16 protein-coding genes are annotated in these 15,598 nt (G+C 72.3%); 5 read left to right on the top strand and 11 right to left on the bottom strand.

The genetic code is table 11. The features are described from left to right. The first annotated feature begins 104 nt into the window (after positions 1–104). Positions 105–1,124, top strand: coding sequence for a methyltransferase (locus tag ACT3SP_RS03255; RefSeq protein ID WP_444585797.1), 1,020 nt, complete (start codon positions 105–107; stop codon positions 1,122–1,124). A gap of 12 nt (positions 1,125–1,136) precedes the next feature. Here the strand turns inward: ACT3SP_RS03255 and ACT3SP_RS03250 are convergent, their stop codons facing one another. The 5 genes from ACT3SP_RS03250 to ACT3SP_RS03230 form a co-directional block, all read right to left on the bottom strand. Beyond that, entirely contained in the window at positions 1,137–1,766 is a 630-nt protein-coding gene (locus ACT3SP_RS03250) for a TIGR03085 family metal-binding protein (RefSeq protein ID WP_444585796.1), read from the bottom strand. Positions 1,767–1,773: 7 nt separating this feature from the next. Beyond that, the gene (locus ACT3SP_RS03245; RefSeq protein ID WP_444585795.1) at positions 1,774–2,775 is read right to left on the bottom strand and encodes a sugar phosphate isomerase/epimerase family protein; all 1,002 of its coding nucleotides are present in this window, start codon (positions 2,773–2,775) and stop codon (positions 1,774–1,776) included. 17 nt (positions 2,776–2,792) lie between these two features. Continuing rightward, positions 2,793–3,929 (bottom strand): Gfo/Idh/MocA family protein, encoded by a 1,137-nt coding sequence (locus ACT3SP_RS03240; protein ID WP_444585923.1) that lies wholly within the window; start codon positions 3,927–3,929, stop codon positions 2,793–2,795. Positions 3,930–4,047: 118 nt separating this feature from the next. Further along, positions 4,048–5,157 (bottom strand): Gfo/Idh/MocA family protein, encoded by a 1,110-nt coding sequence (locus ACT3SP_RS03235; protein ID WP_444585794.1) that lies wholly within the window; start codon positions 5,155–5,157, stop codon positions 4,048–4,050. Next, positions 5,154–5,903: a sugar phosphate isomerase/epimerase family protein gene (locus tag ACT3SP_RS03230; RefSeq protein ID WP_444585793.1), complete on the bottom strand. Its 750-nt coding sequence runs from the start codon at positions 5,901–5,903 to the stop codon at positions 5,154–5,156. The genes ACT3SP_RS03235 and ACT3SP_RS03230 overlap by 4 nt, the downstream gene beginning before the upstream one ends. Before the next feature lie 198 nt (positions 5,904–6,101). Between ACT3SP_RS03230 and ACT3SP_RS03225 the strand changes: the two genes are divergently transcribed. Further along, positions 6,102–6,899: a transglutaminase-like domain-containing protein gene (locus tag ACT3SP_RS03225; protein ID WP_444585792.1), complete on the top strand. Its 798-nt coding sequence runs from the start codon at positions 6,102–6,104 to the stop codon at positions 6,897–6,899. A 9-nt stretch (positions 6,900–6,908) separates the two neighbouring features. On the opposite strand, the gene ACT3SP_RS03220 is transcribed toward ACT3SP_RS03225, so the two are convergent. Together ACT3SP_RS03220 and ACT3SP_RS03215 are read right to left on the bottom strand one after the other, a co-directional pair. After that, a complete protein-coding gene (locus ACT3SP_RS03220; RefSeq protein WP_444585791.1) occupies positions 6,909–7,919 on the bottom strand; it encodes a PAC2 family protein in 1,011 nt (336 codons plus the stop codon). Between the two features lie 97 nt (positions 7,920–8,016). Next, complete coding sequence (locus ACT3SP_RS03215) at positions 8,017–8,820, bottom strand: TSUP family transporter (protein ID WP_444585790.1); 804 nt, start codon at positions 8,818–8,820, stop codon at positions 8,017–8,019. Positions 8,821–8,897: 77 nt separating this feature from the next. Between ACT3SP_RS03215 and ACT3SP_RS03210 the strand changes: the two genes are divergently transcribed. From ACT3SP_RS03210 to ACT3SP_RS03200, 3 genes are read left to right on the top strand one after another with little or no spacing between them, the layout of a single operon-like run. Beyond that, complete coding sequence (locus ACT3SP_RS03210) at positions 8,898–9,533, top strand: HAD family hydrolase (protein ID WP_444585789.1); 636 nt, start codon at positions 8,898–8,900, stop codon at positions 9,531–9,533. 49 nt (positions 9,534–9,582) lie between these two features. Then, the gene (locus tag ACT3SP_RS03205) at positions 9,583–10,530 is read left to right on the top strand and encodes a transglutaminase-like domain-containing protein (protein ID WP_444585788.1); all 948 of its coding nucleotides are present in this window, start codon (positions 9,583–9,585) and stop codon (positions 10,528–10,530) included. Positions 10,531–10,535: 5 nt separating this feature from the next. Beyond that, on the top strand, positions 10,536–11,105 hold the full coding sequence (locus ACT3SP_RS03200; protein WP_444585787.1) for a maltokinase N-terminal cap-like domain-containing protein: 570 nt from the start codon (positions 10,536–10,538) through the stop codon (positions 11,103–11,105). Between the two features lie 523 nt (positions 11,106–11,628). Here the strand turns inward: ACT3SP_RS03200 and ACT3SP_RS03195 are convergent. From ACT3SP_RS03195 to ACT3SP_RS03180, 4 genes are all read right to left on the bottom strand, one after another. Further along, positions 11,629–12,018, bottom strand: a complete 390-nt coding sequence (locus ACT3SP_RS03195; RefSeq protein WP_444585786.1) for a putative immunity protein — start codon at positions 12,016–12,018, stop codon at positions 11,629–11,631. A gap of 141 nt (positions 12,019–12,159) precedes the next feature. Beyond that, complete coding sequence (locus ACT3SP_RS03190) at positions 12,160–13,575, bottom strand: multidrug effflux MFS transporter (protein ID WP_444585785.1); 1,416 nt, start codon at positions 13,573–13,575, stop codon at positions 12,160–12,162. A gap of 74 nt (positions 13,576–13,649) precedes the next feature. After that, the gene (locus tag ACT3SP_RS03185) at positions 13,650–14,477 is read right to left on the bottom strand and encodes a CPBP family intramembrane glutamic endopeptidase (protein WP_444585784.1); all 828 of its coding nucleotides are present in this window, start codon (positions 14,475–14,477) and stop codon (positions 13,650–13,652) included. A 312-nt stretch (positions 14,478–14,789) separates the two neighbouring features. Then, positions 14,790–15,545 carry a queuosine precursor transporter gene (locus tag ACT3SP_RS03180; protein ID WP_444585783.1) on the bottom strand — a complete coding sequence of 252 codons (756 nt, stop codon included), beginning with the start codon at positions 15,543–15,545 and terminating at the stop codon, positions 14,790–14,792. Positions 15,546–15,598 lie beyond the last annotated feature (53 nt).

Raw genomic sequence — 15,598 nt, 5'->3', positions numbered from 1 at the left:
GCAGTCTACCGACCCGGGCCGCACGTCCGGGACACCGCGAGCGGTAACCTGCCCACATCGCGCGATCAGCAGGAGATCGGCCGGCAGCAGATCAGGGGGAGCCGATGACGCAGATCACCCACGAGCTCGTGCTCGAGGTGCTCGAAGGGTGCGGTGCGAGCGCGCTGCCGGAGGCGGAGAAGCTCGGGCCCGCCTGGCGGGTGGGACCCACCGAGCTGGGCCTGCGCACCGATGACCTGGACGCCGTGCGCGGTCTCCGCCGGGTGGTCGCGGCCTCCACCGGACTCACCGTTCCCGCGCGCCGTCCGCGGGAGCTGCGCGAGACCTCCGTCCTGCAGCGATTCGGTGAGCTGCTGGGGGAGGTGCGGCGCCAGCGCCCCCGGCAGCGTTTCCACGGCCTGCGTCTCGAGGCGGCCGGGGCCGACACCCCGGAGATGCGGCGACTGGCCGAGACCCTCGCCGAGCTCGTCGACCTGCCCGTCGACCCGGAGGGCGACCTGGTGGTGCGGGTGCGGCGGGGTGCCGAGCCGGGCACCTGGCAGATGCTGCTGCGCACCACCCCGCGTCCGCTCGCGACCCGGGCGTGGCGCACCGTGAACTATCCCGGAGCCGTCAACGCCACGATCGCCGCGAGCGTGCTGGACCTGCTCGGGGTGAGCGGCGAGGACTCGGTGCTCGACATGACCTGCGGCTCCGGCACCTTCCTCGTCGAGCAGCTGCACGAGATCGCGCCGTCCCGGGCCGTCGGGGTCGATCTGGACCCCTCCGCGATCGACGCCGCCCGCGAGCACCAGCGCGCGGCGCGCCGCCGCGGACGCATCGACTGGATCGTGGGGGACGTGCTCGAGACGGAGCTCGAGCCGGGCTTCACCCGCGTCATCACCAATCCCCCCTGGGGGACGACCCACGGCGAGCACGCCGCGAACCAGCGGCTCCTCGAGGACCTCCTGCACCGCGCCGCGGAGCTCGCCGCGCCGCGGGCCCGGCTCGGGGTGCTCACCCACGAGATCACCCGGATGCACCGGGTGCTGGAGACCGCGCCGTCGCGCTGGCGCCCGCTCACCGAGCACCGCTTCTTCCAGAAGGGGCACCATCCGCGGCTCTTCCTGCTCGAGCGCGGCTGAGCGGCGCCGCTCTCACAGCCCGCGACGGCCCTCCCGCAGCGCCTGCAGCGCCGGTTCGTCGCCATGGATCCGCACACGGGCGACCTCGTCGCGTCCGCTCACCCACAGCAGCAGCTCGAGCGGCTCCCCGTGCACGCGCAGCCCTCCCCGGGAGCGGCGCGAGCGCTGCCGGCGACCGCCGAGCGGGGAGACCAGCGTGACGTCGGCCTGCACCGACATCGCCAGCGGTGCCATCAGCCCCACCGCACGCCACGCCCCCTCCGCGGCGCCGGTGCCGAGGCGGCGCGGCTCCCAGCCGTCCTGGGCCCGTCGCAGGTCCTCGTGATGGATCAGCTGCTCGGCCTGCCCGCTGAGCGCATCGATCCTGCCGGCGGGGGAGAGCGGCCCGGGGCCCCGACGCACGCGCTCCACCTGCTCCGACCAGGGCTCCGCTCTCAGCTCGTCGAGCCGTGCGCGCGAGCGCCCCCCGAGCGCTCCGGGCAGTCGCCGCCCGATCATCACGTGCGGCGCGCTCTCGCGCAGAAGCAGGTGCTGGAGCAGGTCGGCGGCATCCCAGCCGGGCAGGATCGTCGGCGCCGCGGGGCCGAGGGCGAGGAAGGTCCGGGCGAGGTCCTCGCGCTCGGCGTTCGTTCCGCTGCTCATCGGCGCCTCAGCCCTGGTTGCTGAACGCGGCGTCGAAGGACACCTCGGAGACCGGGTAGTCGAGCGTGCGCAGGTGCTCGATGGCCTCCTTCGCGCCGTGCAGGCGGTCCATGCCGGCGTCCTCCCACTCGATCGAGATCGGTCCGTCGTAGCCGATGGAGCGCAGGGCACGGAAGGCGGCGTCCCAGGGCACGTCCCCGCGACCGAAGGACACGAAGTCCCAGCCGCGGCGAGGATCGCCCCAGGCCAGGTGCGAGCCCAGGCGGGTGTTGCGCCCGGTGACGCGCACCCGGATGTCCTTGCAGTCCACGTGGTAGATGCGGTCGGCGAAGTCGGTGATGAAGGAGACCGGATCGATCTCCTGCCACATGAAGTGCGAGGGGTCCCAGTTCAGGCCGAAGGCCTCGCGGTGGCCGATCGCCTCGAGGGTGGCGCGCGTGGTCCAGTAGTCGTAGGCGATCTCGGAGGGATGGACCTCGTGGGCGAAGCGCACCCCGCACTCGTCGAACACGTCGAGGATCGGGTTCCAGCGGTCGGCGAAGTCCTGGTACCCGTCCTCGATGACCTCCTGCGGCACGGGTGGGAACATGGCCACGTACTTCCAGATCTTCGATCCGGTGAAGCCGATGACGGTGTCCACGCCGAGCTTCCGGGCCAGTCGGGCGGTGTTCTTCATGTCCTCGGCGGCCCGCTGTCGCACCCCCTCGGGATCGCCGTCGCCCCAGACGGCGGAGCCGACGATCGCCTGGTGGCGGAAGTCGATCGGGTCGTCGCAGATGGCCTGGCCCTTGAGGTGGTTGGAGATCGCCCAGCACTTCAGCCCGTGCTTCTCGAGGATCCCCAGGCGTTCGGCGACGTACTCCTCGTCGTCCCAGCGGGAGGCATCGAGGTGCTCGCCGGACACGGCGATCTCGAGACCGTCGTAGCCCCATCCGGCCGCGAGCTCGGCGACCTGGTCGAGGGTGAGGTCGGCCCACTGGCCGGTGAACAGGGTGTGCGGATGCGCCATGGTGGAGATTCTCCTTCTCAGCGGTGGAGGTGGTCGGTCACGGCGACGGTGGCGCCGTCGGCCGCGTCGGAGGCGATGATCGCGTCGAGCACGCGCTGCAGGGCGAGGCCGTCGGCGAAGTCGGGGGAGTACCCGGGGGCGTCGGTCGTCTCCCGGTCACGGATCGCGACCAGCAGGTCCCGGGCCTGGTTGCTGAAGGCGTTCTCCCAGCCCAGCACGTGCCCCTGCGGCCACCAGGCCTCGAGATAGGGGTGCTCCGGCTCGGTGACCAGCACGCGGGTGAAGCCCTGCTCCGCGACCGGGCGGGTCGCGTCGAGGAACCACAGCTCATTGGGGTTCTCGAGGTCGAAGCGGAGCGCTCCGCGAGTGCCGAACAGCTCGACGGTGAGGCGGTTCTTCGCACCGGTCGCCATCCGGGAGACCTCCACGGAGGCGAGGGCGCCGCCGTCGAGCTCGAGGGTCGCCCAGGCCGCGTCGTCGACGGTGACCGCCTCGGGGCCGTCCTGACCGGGACGCTCGGGAACGATCGTGGCGAGCCGGCCGCGGACCGCGGTGACGGACTGCCCGGTGAGGTGCTGGACCTGGTCGATCGCGTGGGACGCGATGTCGCCGAGCGCGCCCGAGCCCGCGGTCTCCTGCCGCAGCCGCCAGCTCATCGGCGCCTCCTCGTCCACCAGCCAGTCCTGCAGGTAGGCGGCCTTCGCCTGACGGACCGTGCCGAGCTTCCCCTCCTGGACGTATCGCTTGGCCAGTGCCAGCGCGGGCACGCGCCGATAGGTGAAGCCGAGCGCGGCGATCTGTCCGCGCCGCTGCGCCGCGTCGGCCGCGGCGACCATCGCCTCGGCCTCGGCGGCGTCATTCGCCAGCGGCTTCTCGCACAGCACGTGCTTGCCCGCCTCGAGGGCGGCGATCGCGATCTCGGCGTGGAGGAAGCCGGGGGTGCAGATGTCGACGACGTCCACGTCCTCGCGGTCGATGACCGCGCGCCAGTCGGTGGAGTGCTCCTCCCAGTCCAGGCGCCGCGCGGCCTCGGCCACCGCGCTCTCGTCGCGGCCCACGATCACGCGACGGGCGACCTGCGGGACGTCGAAGGCCGCGGCGACGGTGCGCCAGGCCTGGGAGTGGGCACGGCCCATGAAGGCGTAGCCGATCATGGCGATGCCGAGCGGTCGGGCGTTGGGGTCCGGCACGGAGAGCTCCTTCGGGAACGGGTCGGTCAGGGGCGAGCGGTCAGGGCCCGGCGCTCCGGGGCCTGCGGTCAGGGGCCGACGGTCACAGTGTCGCGGCCTCCGGGTCGAAGTCCACCGGCATCGGCGCGGGGATCTCCGCGCTCGAGCTCACCGCGACGGACTCGGCGGTGCGGGTGGCGTCCTCGAGCGAGATCATTACGTCCAGGACGTGGGCGGCGAGCTCCCCGGTGAGCCGGTGGGGGCGCCCGGCGCGGAGGGCCCGGGCCATCTCCAGGGTGCCCAGACCGCGACCGGCGACCGCACCGACGGACTCCCGCTCGGTCCAGTCCTCGTCGCGCCGCGCCGCGAGTCCGACGACCCCGGAGAACTGGTTGGGATCGGGGAGGTCGAGGGTGCCGGTGGAGCCGGCGAGCTCGAGCACGTGCGGGCGATCGATCGCGTCGTCGAAGGAGAACTCGACGGCGGCGACGGTCCCGGCGGTGAAGCGCAGCAGGCCCTGCACCCGGGTGGGGACCTCGACCTCGAAGGTCTCCCCGGCCCGGGGGCCGGAGCCGATGGTGCGGGTGGAGGAGGTCCGCGAGCCGACGGCGGAGACCGAGTCGACCGGACCGTAGGCGAGCACGAGCGCCGTGAGGTAGTAGGGGCCGATGTCGAACAGCGGCCCGGCACCGCGCTGGAAGAGGAAGTCCGGGTTCGGATGCCAGGACTCCGGACCGCAGGACCGCATCAGCGCGAGCGCCGAGCGGGGCTCCCCGATCTCCCCGTCGCGCAGGGCCCGCAGCGCGGTCTGGACGCCGGCCCCGAGGGCGGTGTCGGGCGCGGCGCCGATCCTCAGACCCTCCTGCGCGGCGAGCGCGAGCAGCTCTGCGGCATCCTCACGGGTGGTGACCAGCGGCTTCTCGGTCCACACGTGCTTGCCGGCGGCGAGGATGTCGCGGGAGACGGCGTAGTGGGCGGCGGGGATCGTCAGGTTGACGACGATCTCGATCCGCGGGTCCTCGAGCACCGTCGCGACGGAGCCGTGGCGCGGGATGCCGAACTCTGCGGCGCGGGCGGCGGCGGCCTCCTCCCGGAGGTCCCCGATCGCGCGCACGTCGATGTCCGCCATGGCGGCGAACTCCGTGAGGTACTGGGCGGCGATGACGCCCGCCCCGATGATGCCGACGCCGACGGGACCGGTCGCGCCGCTCATGACCGCACCTCCCCGAGGAGATCGCCGAGAACGGCGTAGGAGCGGGCGACGGCCTCGAGGACATCGCCGTCGAAGCCGTCGAACTCGATCACCCCGAGCTCGAGCCAGGGGGCGGCGGCGAGGATCGAGGGGAGGTCCATGTCGCCCTCTCCGAGGACCAGCTGATCGCGCACGTCGCCCTGCAGCGGCCCGTCCTTGAGGTGCGCGAGCTGCACGCGCTGGCCGAGCCGCTCCAGGAGCGCGGCCGGCTCGGTGCCGCCGACGGCGGACCAGAAGGTGTCCAGCTCGATCACCACCCGGGGGTCGAGATGGTCGGCGAGCAGATCGAGGGCGCACAGCCCGTCGAACACGGGACGGGTCTCGACGTCGTGGTTGTGGTAGCCGACGCGGACATCGTGCTCGGCGGCGATCCCGGCGAGCTCGTTCAACCGCTCGGCGGCGACGCGGACGTCCTGCTCGGACCCCCAGGGCTCGCGGTCCCAGGACGGATCGATCACCGTGTGCACGCCGAGGGAGGCCGCCGTCGCGAACACCCGGGCCGGGTCCCGGTCCGCCATCACGGACGCGTGGGTCGACGGGGCGCTCAGCCCGGTCTCGGCCAGGAGCGGTCGCAGGGTCTGGGCGTGCTCCATGAGCCCGAACGGCTCGACCGCCGCGAAGCCGATCTCGGACAGTCGACGGAGCGTCCCGGAGGGATCCTCGGCGAACGCCTCGCGCACGCTGTAGAGCTGGACGGAGATCTGCACTGCTGCTCCTCGGCGGTGACGGGCGGAGACGGCGGGACCCTCGTCGGGGCCGACCACCGGGTCGGCGGGAGACCGCGAAGGCGTGCCGACGACCGGTGGGTCACAACCCTATGTCCGAGATCACGCCTCGGCAAAGCATGACCTCCGTCCGGGCCGGGAGAGGTGCATCGGGGAGCGACCATGCGGGACACTGGTGGGGTGGAACGACATGTGCACGCGTGGATGAGGGCCGACGTGGCCGAGGGGACGGACATCGCCCTGCTGGTGGCGATCTCCGACGCCCCGGTGGCCGAGGAGACGCTGCAGGTCCTCGCCGACGGGGTGCCCCATCAGGTGACGGAGACGCGGGACCGATTCGGCAGTCGTCTCCACCTCGTGCAGGGGCTGCCGGAGGGGCAGGTCGAGATCGTCTACGAGGCCCGCGGAGCTCGGCCGGCGACGCCTCCTGCCGCGGACGAGGCCGACGCGGTCCTGCACCTGCGCCCCTCGCGCTACTGCGAGGTCGACGAGTTCGAGAAGATCGCCGAGGAGGTCGTCGGCGGGCGCGGAGGCCTCGAGGCGGCCGACGCGGTGGTGGACTGGGTGCACGGCCACCTCGACTACGTGCCCGGCTCCAGCACGATCACCGACTCGGCCCGCTCCACCTACGTCTCGCGCCAGGGAGTCTGCCGGGACTACGCCCATCTCACCGCGACCCTGCTGCGGGCCGGGGGCATCCCTGCCCGCTGCTCCTCGGTCTATGCACCGGGGCTCAGTCCGATGGACTTCCATCTCGTGGTGGAAGCGCTGATCGAGGACCGCTGGCTGGTGCTGGATTCGACGCACCTCGCCCCGCGCAGCTCGATGGTGCGCATCGCGACCGGGCAGGACGCCGCGGACACCGCCTTCATGACCACCCTCGCGGGGAACGTCACGCTCACCGGGATCCAGATCACCGCCGTGGCGGACCCGGAGCTGCCTCGCGAGGTGACGGGGGAGCGGGTCGTGCTGCGCTGACCGCTCCGTTCACCCCTGCACGGGGTCGTCGCCGCCCGCAGGGCTCGGCGGACCCCCGGGAGCGGAAGGACCTTCGGGAGCGGAAGGCCCCTCGGGCGCACCGGGGTCCTCACCGGACTCCTCGTCCGGGCCATCGGCGTCCCCGGTCCCGAAGCTCGCCAGGTACTCCTCGACCTCGGCGGCGATCGCCTCCGCGGTGGGGACCTCGGCCCCGGCCCCGGAGGTGATCATCCGGTCGAAGCGGGACTCGAGCCCGGCGACCATCTCCTGCAGCGGCGGCTGGGCCTCGACCTGCGCGGCGATGGCGTCCCGCACCGGCTGGGCCTGCGCCTCGAGAGCACCGGCGGGGACCTCCGGGCCCTGCTCCTCGCCGATCGCGCCGAGCAGCGCGAGCGCCGCGTCGGGGTAGGACATCTCGTGCAGGTACTGGGGGACGTGGACGGTCAGCCCCACCACCTCGTGGCCGCCCTCGGACAGGCGCATGGTCAGCAGCGCGGTGAAGGGCGCGCGCAGACGGAAGGTTCCCGGCATCGTGCGTCGCACGCTGATCGAGTCGGGGTCGCCCGCGAAGCGGGTCACCGGCAGCTCCCGGGTGTGGGGGACGGGCGCCGGGAATCCCTGCAGGAGCAGGGTGCGCTCGATGCCGAGCTGCTCGACCACGATCCGCAGAGCACTCGCGACCCGCTCCCACTGGAACGAGGGCTCGGGCCCGGTGAGCAGGAAGAACGCCTCCCCGTCGAGGTCGGTGACCTCGTGCAGCACGATCTCGGGCTTGGCGTAGTCGTCGAAGTGGTCGAGTTCGAGGGTGATCTCGGGACGGTGCCCGGCGTAGTCGTACACCTGGTCCATGTCCAGCCGACCCACGACGCGGCTGGACAGGGTGTTCAGGAGGTGATCGTCCACCAGCTTCTGGGCATCGCCGGCATCGCTGTAGGCGCCGAGCGTGACCAGCAGGGTGCGGCCGCGCAGGGAGCGCGAGTCGACGTGTCGCTCGTAGCTGAACAGGGTCGTCGGATCCATCGTGACCTCCAGGGCTGCGGACCGCCGGCGCGGCGGGGCGGGTGACACCATTCCCAACGAGGCCGTCCGGGGACCTATTCCCCGAGCGGGACCGCTCTCACGTGAGCAGCGCCACGGTGTCCGCCGCGAGGCGGAGGGCGAGGGCACCGGTGACCACGAGGAAGACCACCCTGACGAAGCGGGAGCCGAGGCGGAGGGCGAGGCGCGCCCCGAGGAAGCCCCCGAGCACGTTGGCCACCGCCATCGCGGCGCCCAGGAGCCACCACACCTCGCCCTGCAGCCCGAACACCAGCAGCGCCCCGATGTTGGTGGTGAGGTTCGCGAGCTTGGCGTGGACGCTCGCCTCGAGGAAGCCGTAGCCGAGCAGCGCGACCATCGCGATGATGAAGAAGGTGCCCGTCCCGGGGCCGAGCATCCCGTCGTAGAGGCCGACCACCAGACCGATCCCGCCCGAGCGCAGCACGTGCGCCCGACCGCGGTGGCGGGGGTCGTGCACCAGTCCCATCGCGGGCCTCAGCAGCGTGTAGGCGCCGACCCCGAGCAGGGCGACCAGCACGACGGGGGAGAGCCAGGGGCGGGGCACGAAGGTGGCCAGGCCCGCCCCGGCCGCGCTGCCGGCCAGGGCGCACAGCACCAGGGGCACGGCGGTCGCGGCGACCGGCGCGATCCGTCGCACGTAGGTCCAGGAGGACACGGCAGTGCCCGCGGCGGAGGCCACCTTGTTCGTCCCCAGCACCGCGCCGGTCGAGGCCTCGGCCGGCAGCGAGGTCAGCAGCGCCGGCAGCTGGATCAGTCCGCCGCCCCCCACGACCGCGTCGACCCATCCGGCCACGAAGGCGGCGGCGATCAGCAGCACGAGCGTGAGCGCGGAGAGCTGCAGCAGCTGGTCGAGCAGGGGCACGGCCACAGTCAACACCCGTGGTGCACCGGCCGACGAATCGGTCCGCGCCCTGTCGGCCCGCCTGTCACACTGCCGGTATGCGCGCAGTGATCTGGGACCTCGGCGGCACCCTGGTGGACACCTATCCGGACGTCGACCGCGCCCTCGCCGCGGCGATCAGCCCGCGCCCGGCTCCGGAGCTGCTCCACGAGGTGGCGCAGCTGACACGCCGCTCCAGCTCGCTGGCGATCGACACGCTCGCCGGGCGGCACGGCGTGCCCGCACCGCACCTGCGCGAGGCCTACGAGTCCACGAAGCGGCAGTGGCGGCGACGGCCCCCGCCGGTGATGGCCGGTGCCCGCGAGGTGCTCGCGGCGGTCCGCACGACCGGCGCGCTGAACCTGGTGGCGACCCATCGGGACCGGGAGAGCGCGACGGAGCTGCTCGAGGCGCTCGCCCTGCCGTTCGACGACATGATCTGCGCTCCGGACGGCTTCGCGCGCAAACCCGACCCGGAGATGATCCGGGAGCTCCTGGCGCGGCACGCCCTGACGCCGGGGGAGTGCCTCGCCGTCGGCGATCGCCCCGGGGACCTCAAGGCGGCCCGCGCCGCCGGCGTCCGCGGCGTCCTCCTGCGCACGCCCGGGGTCCCCCTGGAGGCCGGCGAGGCGGAGTGCATCGGCCACCTGGGCACGCTGCTCGAGCGGATCGGCCGATCGCGGGGAGGCAGCTGACACGGGGGGAGCGGCTGACACGGGGGAGCGGCGAGGCCATACTGTCGTCATGGCGATGACGCTCTCGACCCCGCCCGTCCCTGCGGACTGGACCCGGCACACCCCGTTCAGCGATCCGGGGAGGCACGCGGAGCTCCTGGAGGACGTCGCGCCGTCTCCCGAAGCGATCGGCCCCGTGGTGCGCAACCTCCTCGCGCACTATCGCGCCGAGGGGGTGAACATGCCTGTGAGCAGCCGTGATGACATCAATCTGCGCTGGGTCGAGGAGATGCTCTCCGTGGACCAGGAGCGCCATCCGGGACGATCCCTCCAGGATCCGCGCGCGACGGAGGCGCGGCTGCAGGGCTGCTGCCGCGATCACACGCTGCTGTCGGTGAGCATCCTGCGGGGGCAGGGGATCCCCGCCCGCAGCAGGGTGGGCTTCGCCGACTACTTCGTCCCCGGCTGGCACAGCGACCACGTGGTCGCCGAGCTCCACGACGGCGAGCGCTGGCGACGTTTCGACCCGGAGGTGGCGCCCGAATCGGGGCTGCTCCCGGACCCCTGGGATCTGGAGGTCGGCCCGGGCGCCCCGTTCACGACAGCGGCCGAGGCGTACCGCGCGCTGCGCGCCGGAGAGCTGGACGCCGCCTCCTACGGAGTGGCCCCGGACCATGAGCTCAGCGGCGACGCCTTCGTCCTGACGGAGGTCTTCTGGGAGCTCGCCCATCGCTACGGGGACGAGCTGCTGCTGTGGGACGGCTGGGGAGCGATCCCTGCGCCCGAGGAGGAGATGAGCGAGGATCTGCTCGCGCTGCTCGACGAGGTCGCCGAGCAGCTGATCGCCGCGGACGCGGGGGACAAGGACGCCGAGCAGGCCCTGCACGCGCTGTACGTGCGCGACGACAGACTGCACCCGGGCGAGCGGGTGCTGCGGTTCTCCCCGCTGGGCGACGGACCGGTGGCCGTGGACCTCCGACGCGGAGAGGACGCCGTCACCCGGCCCGGGATACCGTAGGGCCCATGGCGATCATCCACCGGGCCGAGCTCCGCCCGACCAAGCCCGAGATCCTGCGCGCGTTCCTGGCCGATCGGTCGTGGGGAGAGGCGGGGGAGCCCGAGCTCCTGGGGGCGTACCGCTTCGACGACCCGGACGGCGAGGTCGGCGTCGAATGCCATCTGGCCCGTGTCGGCGAGACGGTCTACCACCTGCCGCTGACCTATCGCCCGGCACCGCTCCCGGACGCGGAGGAGCATCTGCTCACCACGATGCAGCACTCGGTGCTCGGGGAGCGCTTCGTCTACGACGGCCTGAACGACGATCTCGCCCTGGACTGCTTCCTCCGAGCGCTCTGCGGGCAGCAGGAGCAGGCCGAGCTGCAGATCGTCGAGCGAGACGGCGCCCCAGCGGGGATGCGACCGCAGACCGTCGTGCTGCGCCTCGAGACCGATGAGGGCGAGCAGGCGCCGACGGACGAGGATCTGCTGTCCGGCACGCCGTTCACCATTGCGCGCACGCTGGGCGATCTCGACGGCGCCGTGCGCCTGGTGGCGACCTGGGACGGCGGAGAGGGCGTCGTCGCGGCGGTGTGAGCCGTGGTGAGCAGTCCCGACCGACGGCCGCTCGCCGAGCCCGAGCGTCGAGGGAGAGGCACGAGGGGGAGGAGCGCCGGACGGCGACGGCTCGGCGGGCTCCACTTCCACTTTACATAACGTGCATTATCGGCGGACTGTGCAGGACGCCTCCAGGAGCTCGACCGGGCTGTCTCTGCTCGCGGTGATCGCCGCCCGTGCGTCATCCGGAGTCGTCCGCGTCGTCAGCAGTCATCGCGCCTCGGGTCGCGCGGGCCCGCACTCGTGCCGACCGTCTCGACGCACCGACCGTTCCGGCGATCTGCTCTTCACGCCACGCGTCGCCCTCGCTGCGCTGGACGTCGGCGTCCGCCGGGATCCTCGCCACGGCCGCGCGGGACTCCCGGGACGACCCTCCTCAGGCTCCGACGCGACTCCCCCGTGTGCACCACCGAGCCGCCGTGACCTGCATGAATGCATCATCGCTGCAGGTCACAGGCCTCATCGCCGAGTATCGGGAACTCCGCGCCGCCCGACGGGACGCCTACAGAGAGAACACCGACCAGCAGATCGGGTCGCGTCTCCCCTGGTCCTCGAGGACCAGCTCCCGCACGTCCGCCGGCAGCCGGTCGCGCTGCCACGTCCGCTCGCGTCGCAGAGCATCGTCTCCGTGGGCACTGCGCACCGCTTTGAGCGCATAGGCGGCGGCTCCCAGGTCGTGCTCGGCGACGTGTCCCACGCAGGCGGCCTGTCCGGCGGCGTAGGCCGCCCACCGGGCGGCGCCCTGCAGAGGCCGCGCGGCGCCCATGGCGTGGCCGCCGAGGGCGCGGGCCCGCATCATCGGCATCTCGCCGCGCGCCCAGGCGCGCACAGCGTCGACGGCCGTCCGGGGCCGTCGATCCTCGGGCCGCTCGGACGCGAACAGTCCGAGCACGTGCTCGGCGCAGTCGGCGGCCCAGAGGGCGAGCAGCCGGTGGTGCCCGTCGCTCAGGGTGCCACCCCCGGCGGATGGTCACCAGGGCGGGGTCTCGCACCTCGGGCAGGATCATCGCGGCACGATACCAAGCCCGACGCCTCAGGACGTGCCCGGGAGGCGATCGGTGTCGCCGCCGCTCCCCCGGCCCGCGAGCACGAAGAACGCCCCGGAGATCAGCACGCCGCACACCATCGCGATCGCCATCGGCAGCGAGGAGTGGGTGCCGGCGATCCCCACCAGGGGCGCGGCGATCGAGGCCGCGAAGGAGAACCCCAGACCCAGCATCGCCGAGCCGGTGCCCGCGAACTCACGGGCCTGGTCCGAGGCCAGCGCCCCGCCGTTGCCGAAGATCATCCCCTGCGGGGCGACCGTGAAGAAGAACGCGGGCAGCACGATCCAGGCCGGCGTGTCCAGGAACAGACTGCCGATGAGCAGAGAGAAGCTCGCCAGGGAGACCACGATCAGTCCCACCCGGATGAGCCGGCGCGGGTGGATGGTGCGGGTCAGGCGGGCCGAGAGCAGCGAGAGCGCCATCATGCCCATCGAGTTGATCGCGAAGCTGATCGAGTACTCGGTGGAGCTGAAGCCGAGCATCTCCTGGACCACGAAGGAGGACGCGGAGACGTACGCCATCAGGGCGAACGCCGAGAACGCGTTGACCAGCATGTAGGCCACGAAGATCCGTCGGCGCAGCAGGATGCGGACGTTGCGCAGGAAGGTCCGGAAACCGCCGGAGTGCCGCCTCGAGGCGGGCAGCGACTCGGGGATCAGGAAGAGCACGCCCACAAGGGAGATCAGCGACATCCCGGCGATGACGAAGAAGATCTCGCGCCACTGGCCGACCAGCAGGATCAGCCCGCCCAGCAGCGGGGCGACGATCGGTGCGACTCCGCCCACGCCCTGCATGATGTTCATGATCCGGAACAGCTCGGGACCGTCGGTCATGTCGATGAGCACGGCGCGGCCCAGCACCATTCCGAAGCCGCCGCCGATCCCCTGGAGCACTCGCAGCACCAGCAGCATCTCGACGTTCGGCGCGAGGGCGCAGCCGATCGAGGCCAGCAGGCACAGCACGATGCCGATCACCAGCGGGCCCCGGCGACCGATCCGGTCCGAGAGTGGACCGGCCACGACCTGCCCGCTCGCGGTGCCGAGGAAGAACGCGGTGATGGTCAGCTGCATCCGCGAGGCCGTCGTGGACAGCTCCCCCGCGACCTCGGGGAAGGCGGGGATGTACATGTCGGTCGCGAGCGGGCCGATGGCGCTGAGAGTGGTGAGCACGACGATCACCATCGCGGTGACCTTCCCGCGCGAGCGGCGCAGCTGCTCCTCGTCGGGAAGGTGCGCGAGGTCGTGGTCGGCGGAGTCCTCGAGCACGGGGATCGCGCCGGTGATGGTGGGGATCGAGCCGGTGATGGTCGGGATCGAGCCGGTGGAGGTGGGGGTCGGGCCGGTGGAGGTGGCCGGCTCCGTGGGATGGTCCTCGCGGGGGAAGTCGTCGGCGGCGGGAGCCACGAGATGTCCTTTCAGGGGTGCAGACGTCGAAACGGGCGGGACCAGAGGATCCCGCCCGGCTCGATCCGTCCATCCTAGGGACGGCGACGACGCTCGTACAGCCACACCAGGGCCACGGCCGCGAGGTCCACGGCGATGAACACGAGCATGAACGGCCCGCCCATCCCCACCGAGCGGTCGATCTCCAGGCCCCCGCCGCCGGCGAACAGCGCTCCGACCGCCATCAGGATGACGTTGTTCGCGACGTGGAAGGCGATCGGCGCTTCGAGGCCCTTGCTGATCAGTGCCATCGCCGCCATCGAGAGACCGAAGACGATGTAGTAGCTCAGCAGCCACGGGTCCACGGACATGTGCACGAGGCCGAACAGGATGCTCGAGCCGATCATGCCCAGGACCAGCGCGGGCTTGACCGCCCGGACCCACGAGGCGAGCACCGGCATCAGTGCGCCGCGGAACATCAGCTCCTCGCCCGCCGCCTGGAACGGCGTGGTCAGCAGAACGACCACCAGCAGGCCGACGGTGGTGCCGGTCAGGGCGAAGCTCGTCAGGCCCACGGAGCTCGGCGCGATCAGGGCGGAGAGTCCCAGCGCGATGGCGATCAGCCCCGCGAAGGAGCCGGCGTACGCGCCGAGGCGGCGCCAGCTCGTCCGTCGCGGGGCGGCGATCAGGGAGCGCCACGGCACCCGGGCGATGAGCGCGGTGAGCAGCACCGCCAGCGGACCCATCACCGCGAGGCTCAGGTTCAGCGCCGCCATCATCAGCGGCGACAGGGTCATGTCCATCGGATCGCGCCCGAAGGCGGCGGCCTCGATCACGACCACGCCGATGGTGAGCGCGATCTGCCCCACGAACATCACGATGAACAGCACCGGGATGATCACCAGCGGCTTCCACCAGCGCATCCGCAGATGGGCGCCGAAGGGGCGGCTCTCGTCGAGACCGGAGGGACGGGATGCGGGGTGCGGCCGGGCCGACGGGGCGGCGACGGAGCCGTCCGCGGCGGGAACGGTCGGCGAAGGAGACCGGGGGGTCGGAGGAGGAGTCGGAGGAGGGGTCGGGGTCCGGTTCGTCGTCGTCATGGGACCACTCTGCTCGCCGGGTGCCGCACGGCACATCGCCGAAGCGGTCGGCACCCGCCCGACGTTCGTCGGAGCGGACGCCGACCGAGGTCGCAGCGGGAGCCCGTCAGGAGCCCGTCGGCGGGAGCCGGGCGGTCAGCGGCCCGCGAGGCGCGCCTGGTACGTGGGATCGGTGCGCTTCAGCCAGCGGATCACGGCGGAGGTCACAGGGATCATCGCGTACTGGACCAGCACCTTGTACAGCACTCCGAGGATCGTGTACTCGGCCCACTGCTCGATCGAGGTGATGCCGATCGCGACGGAGGCGATCGAGCAGAAGATGATGGTGTCCACCAGCTCGCCGAGTCCGCTGGAGGTGAAGAGCCGGGCGATCAGGCCCCGCTCCCCCATCCGCTGCTTCATGCGGGTGACGACGAACGAGTTCAGGCTCTGGCCGACGAGGAATCCCGCGAGGCCTGCGAGCACCACGATCCAGACCGGTCCGAGCGCGAGCTCGAGGGCCTCCTGCTTGGCCAGGCCGTAGTCGTCGGGGAACGGCGGCAGCGCGATGATCACCTGGTAGCTGATCGAGGCGAGGATGCTCACGGCGAAGGAGGTGGTGATCGCGCGGCGGGCGCTGCGGGCGCCGTAGAGCTCGGTGATGATGTCGCCCAGCACGTAGGCGAGGGGGAAGAGGAAGAAGCCGCCGTCGGTGATGATCTCGAAGCCGATGCCGGGGATCGTCCCGAAGCTGACGCCCTTGGCGGCGCCGATCCCGGAGAGCACGACCACGGTGACCATGGCGGCGAGGAGGATGTCGAAGTGAGAGCTTCCCCGGTCGGCGTAGACGGCGCCGGCCGGGCTTCCAGACGGTGGGACGGAGAGGGTGGGGGTGTTCTGTTCTGCGGTCACCGGGGAAGGGTACACAGCGGACCGGACCCGGACCATGCGGTCCCGGTCCGGCC

This window comes from Brachybacterium sp. AOP43-C2-M15, from assembly GCF_052446295.1.
Classification (GTDB): Bacteria; Actinomycetota; Actinomycetes; order Actinomycetales; family Dermabacteraceae; genus Brachybacterium.
The sequence above is the reverse complement of the archived record's forward strand: the minus strand, read 5'-3'. Positions and strand labels throughout refer to the sequence as shown.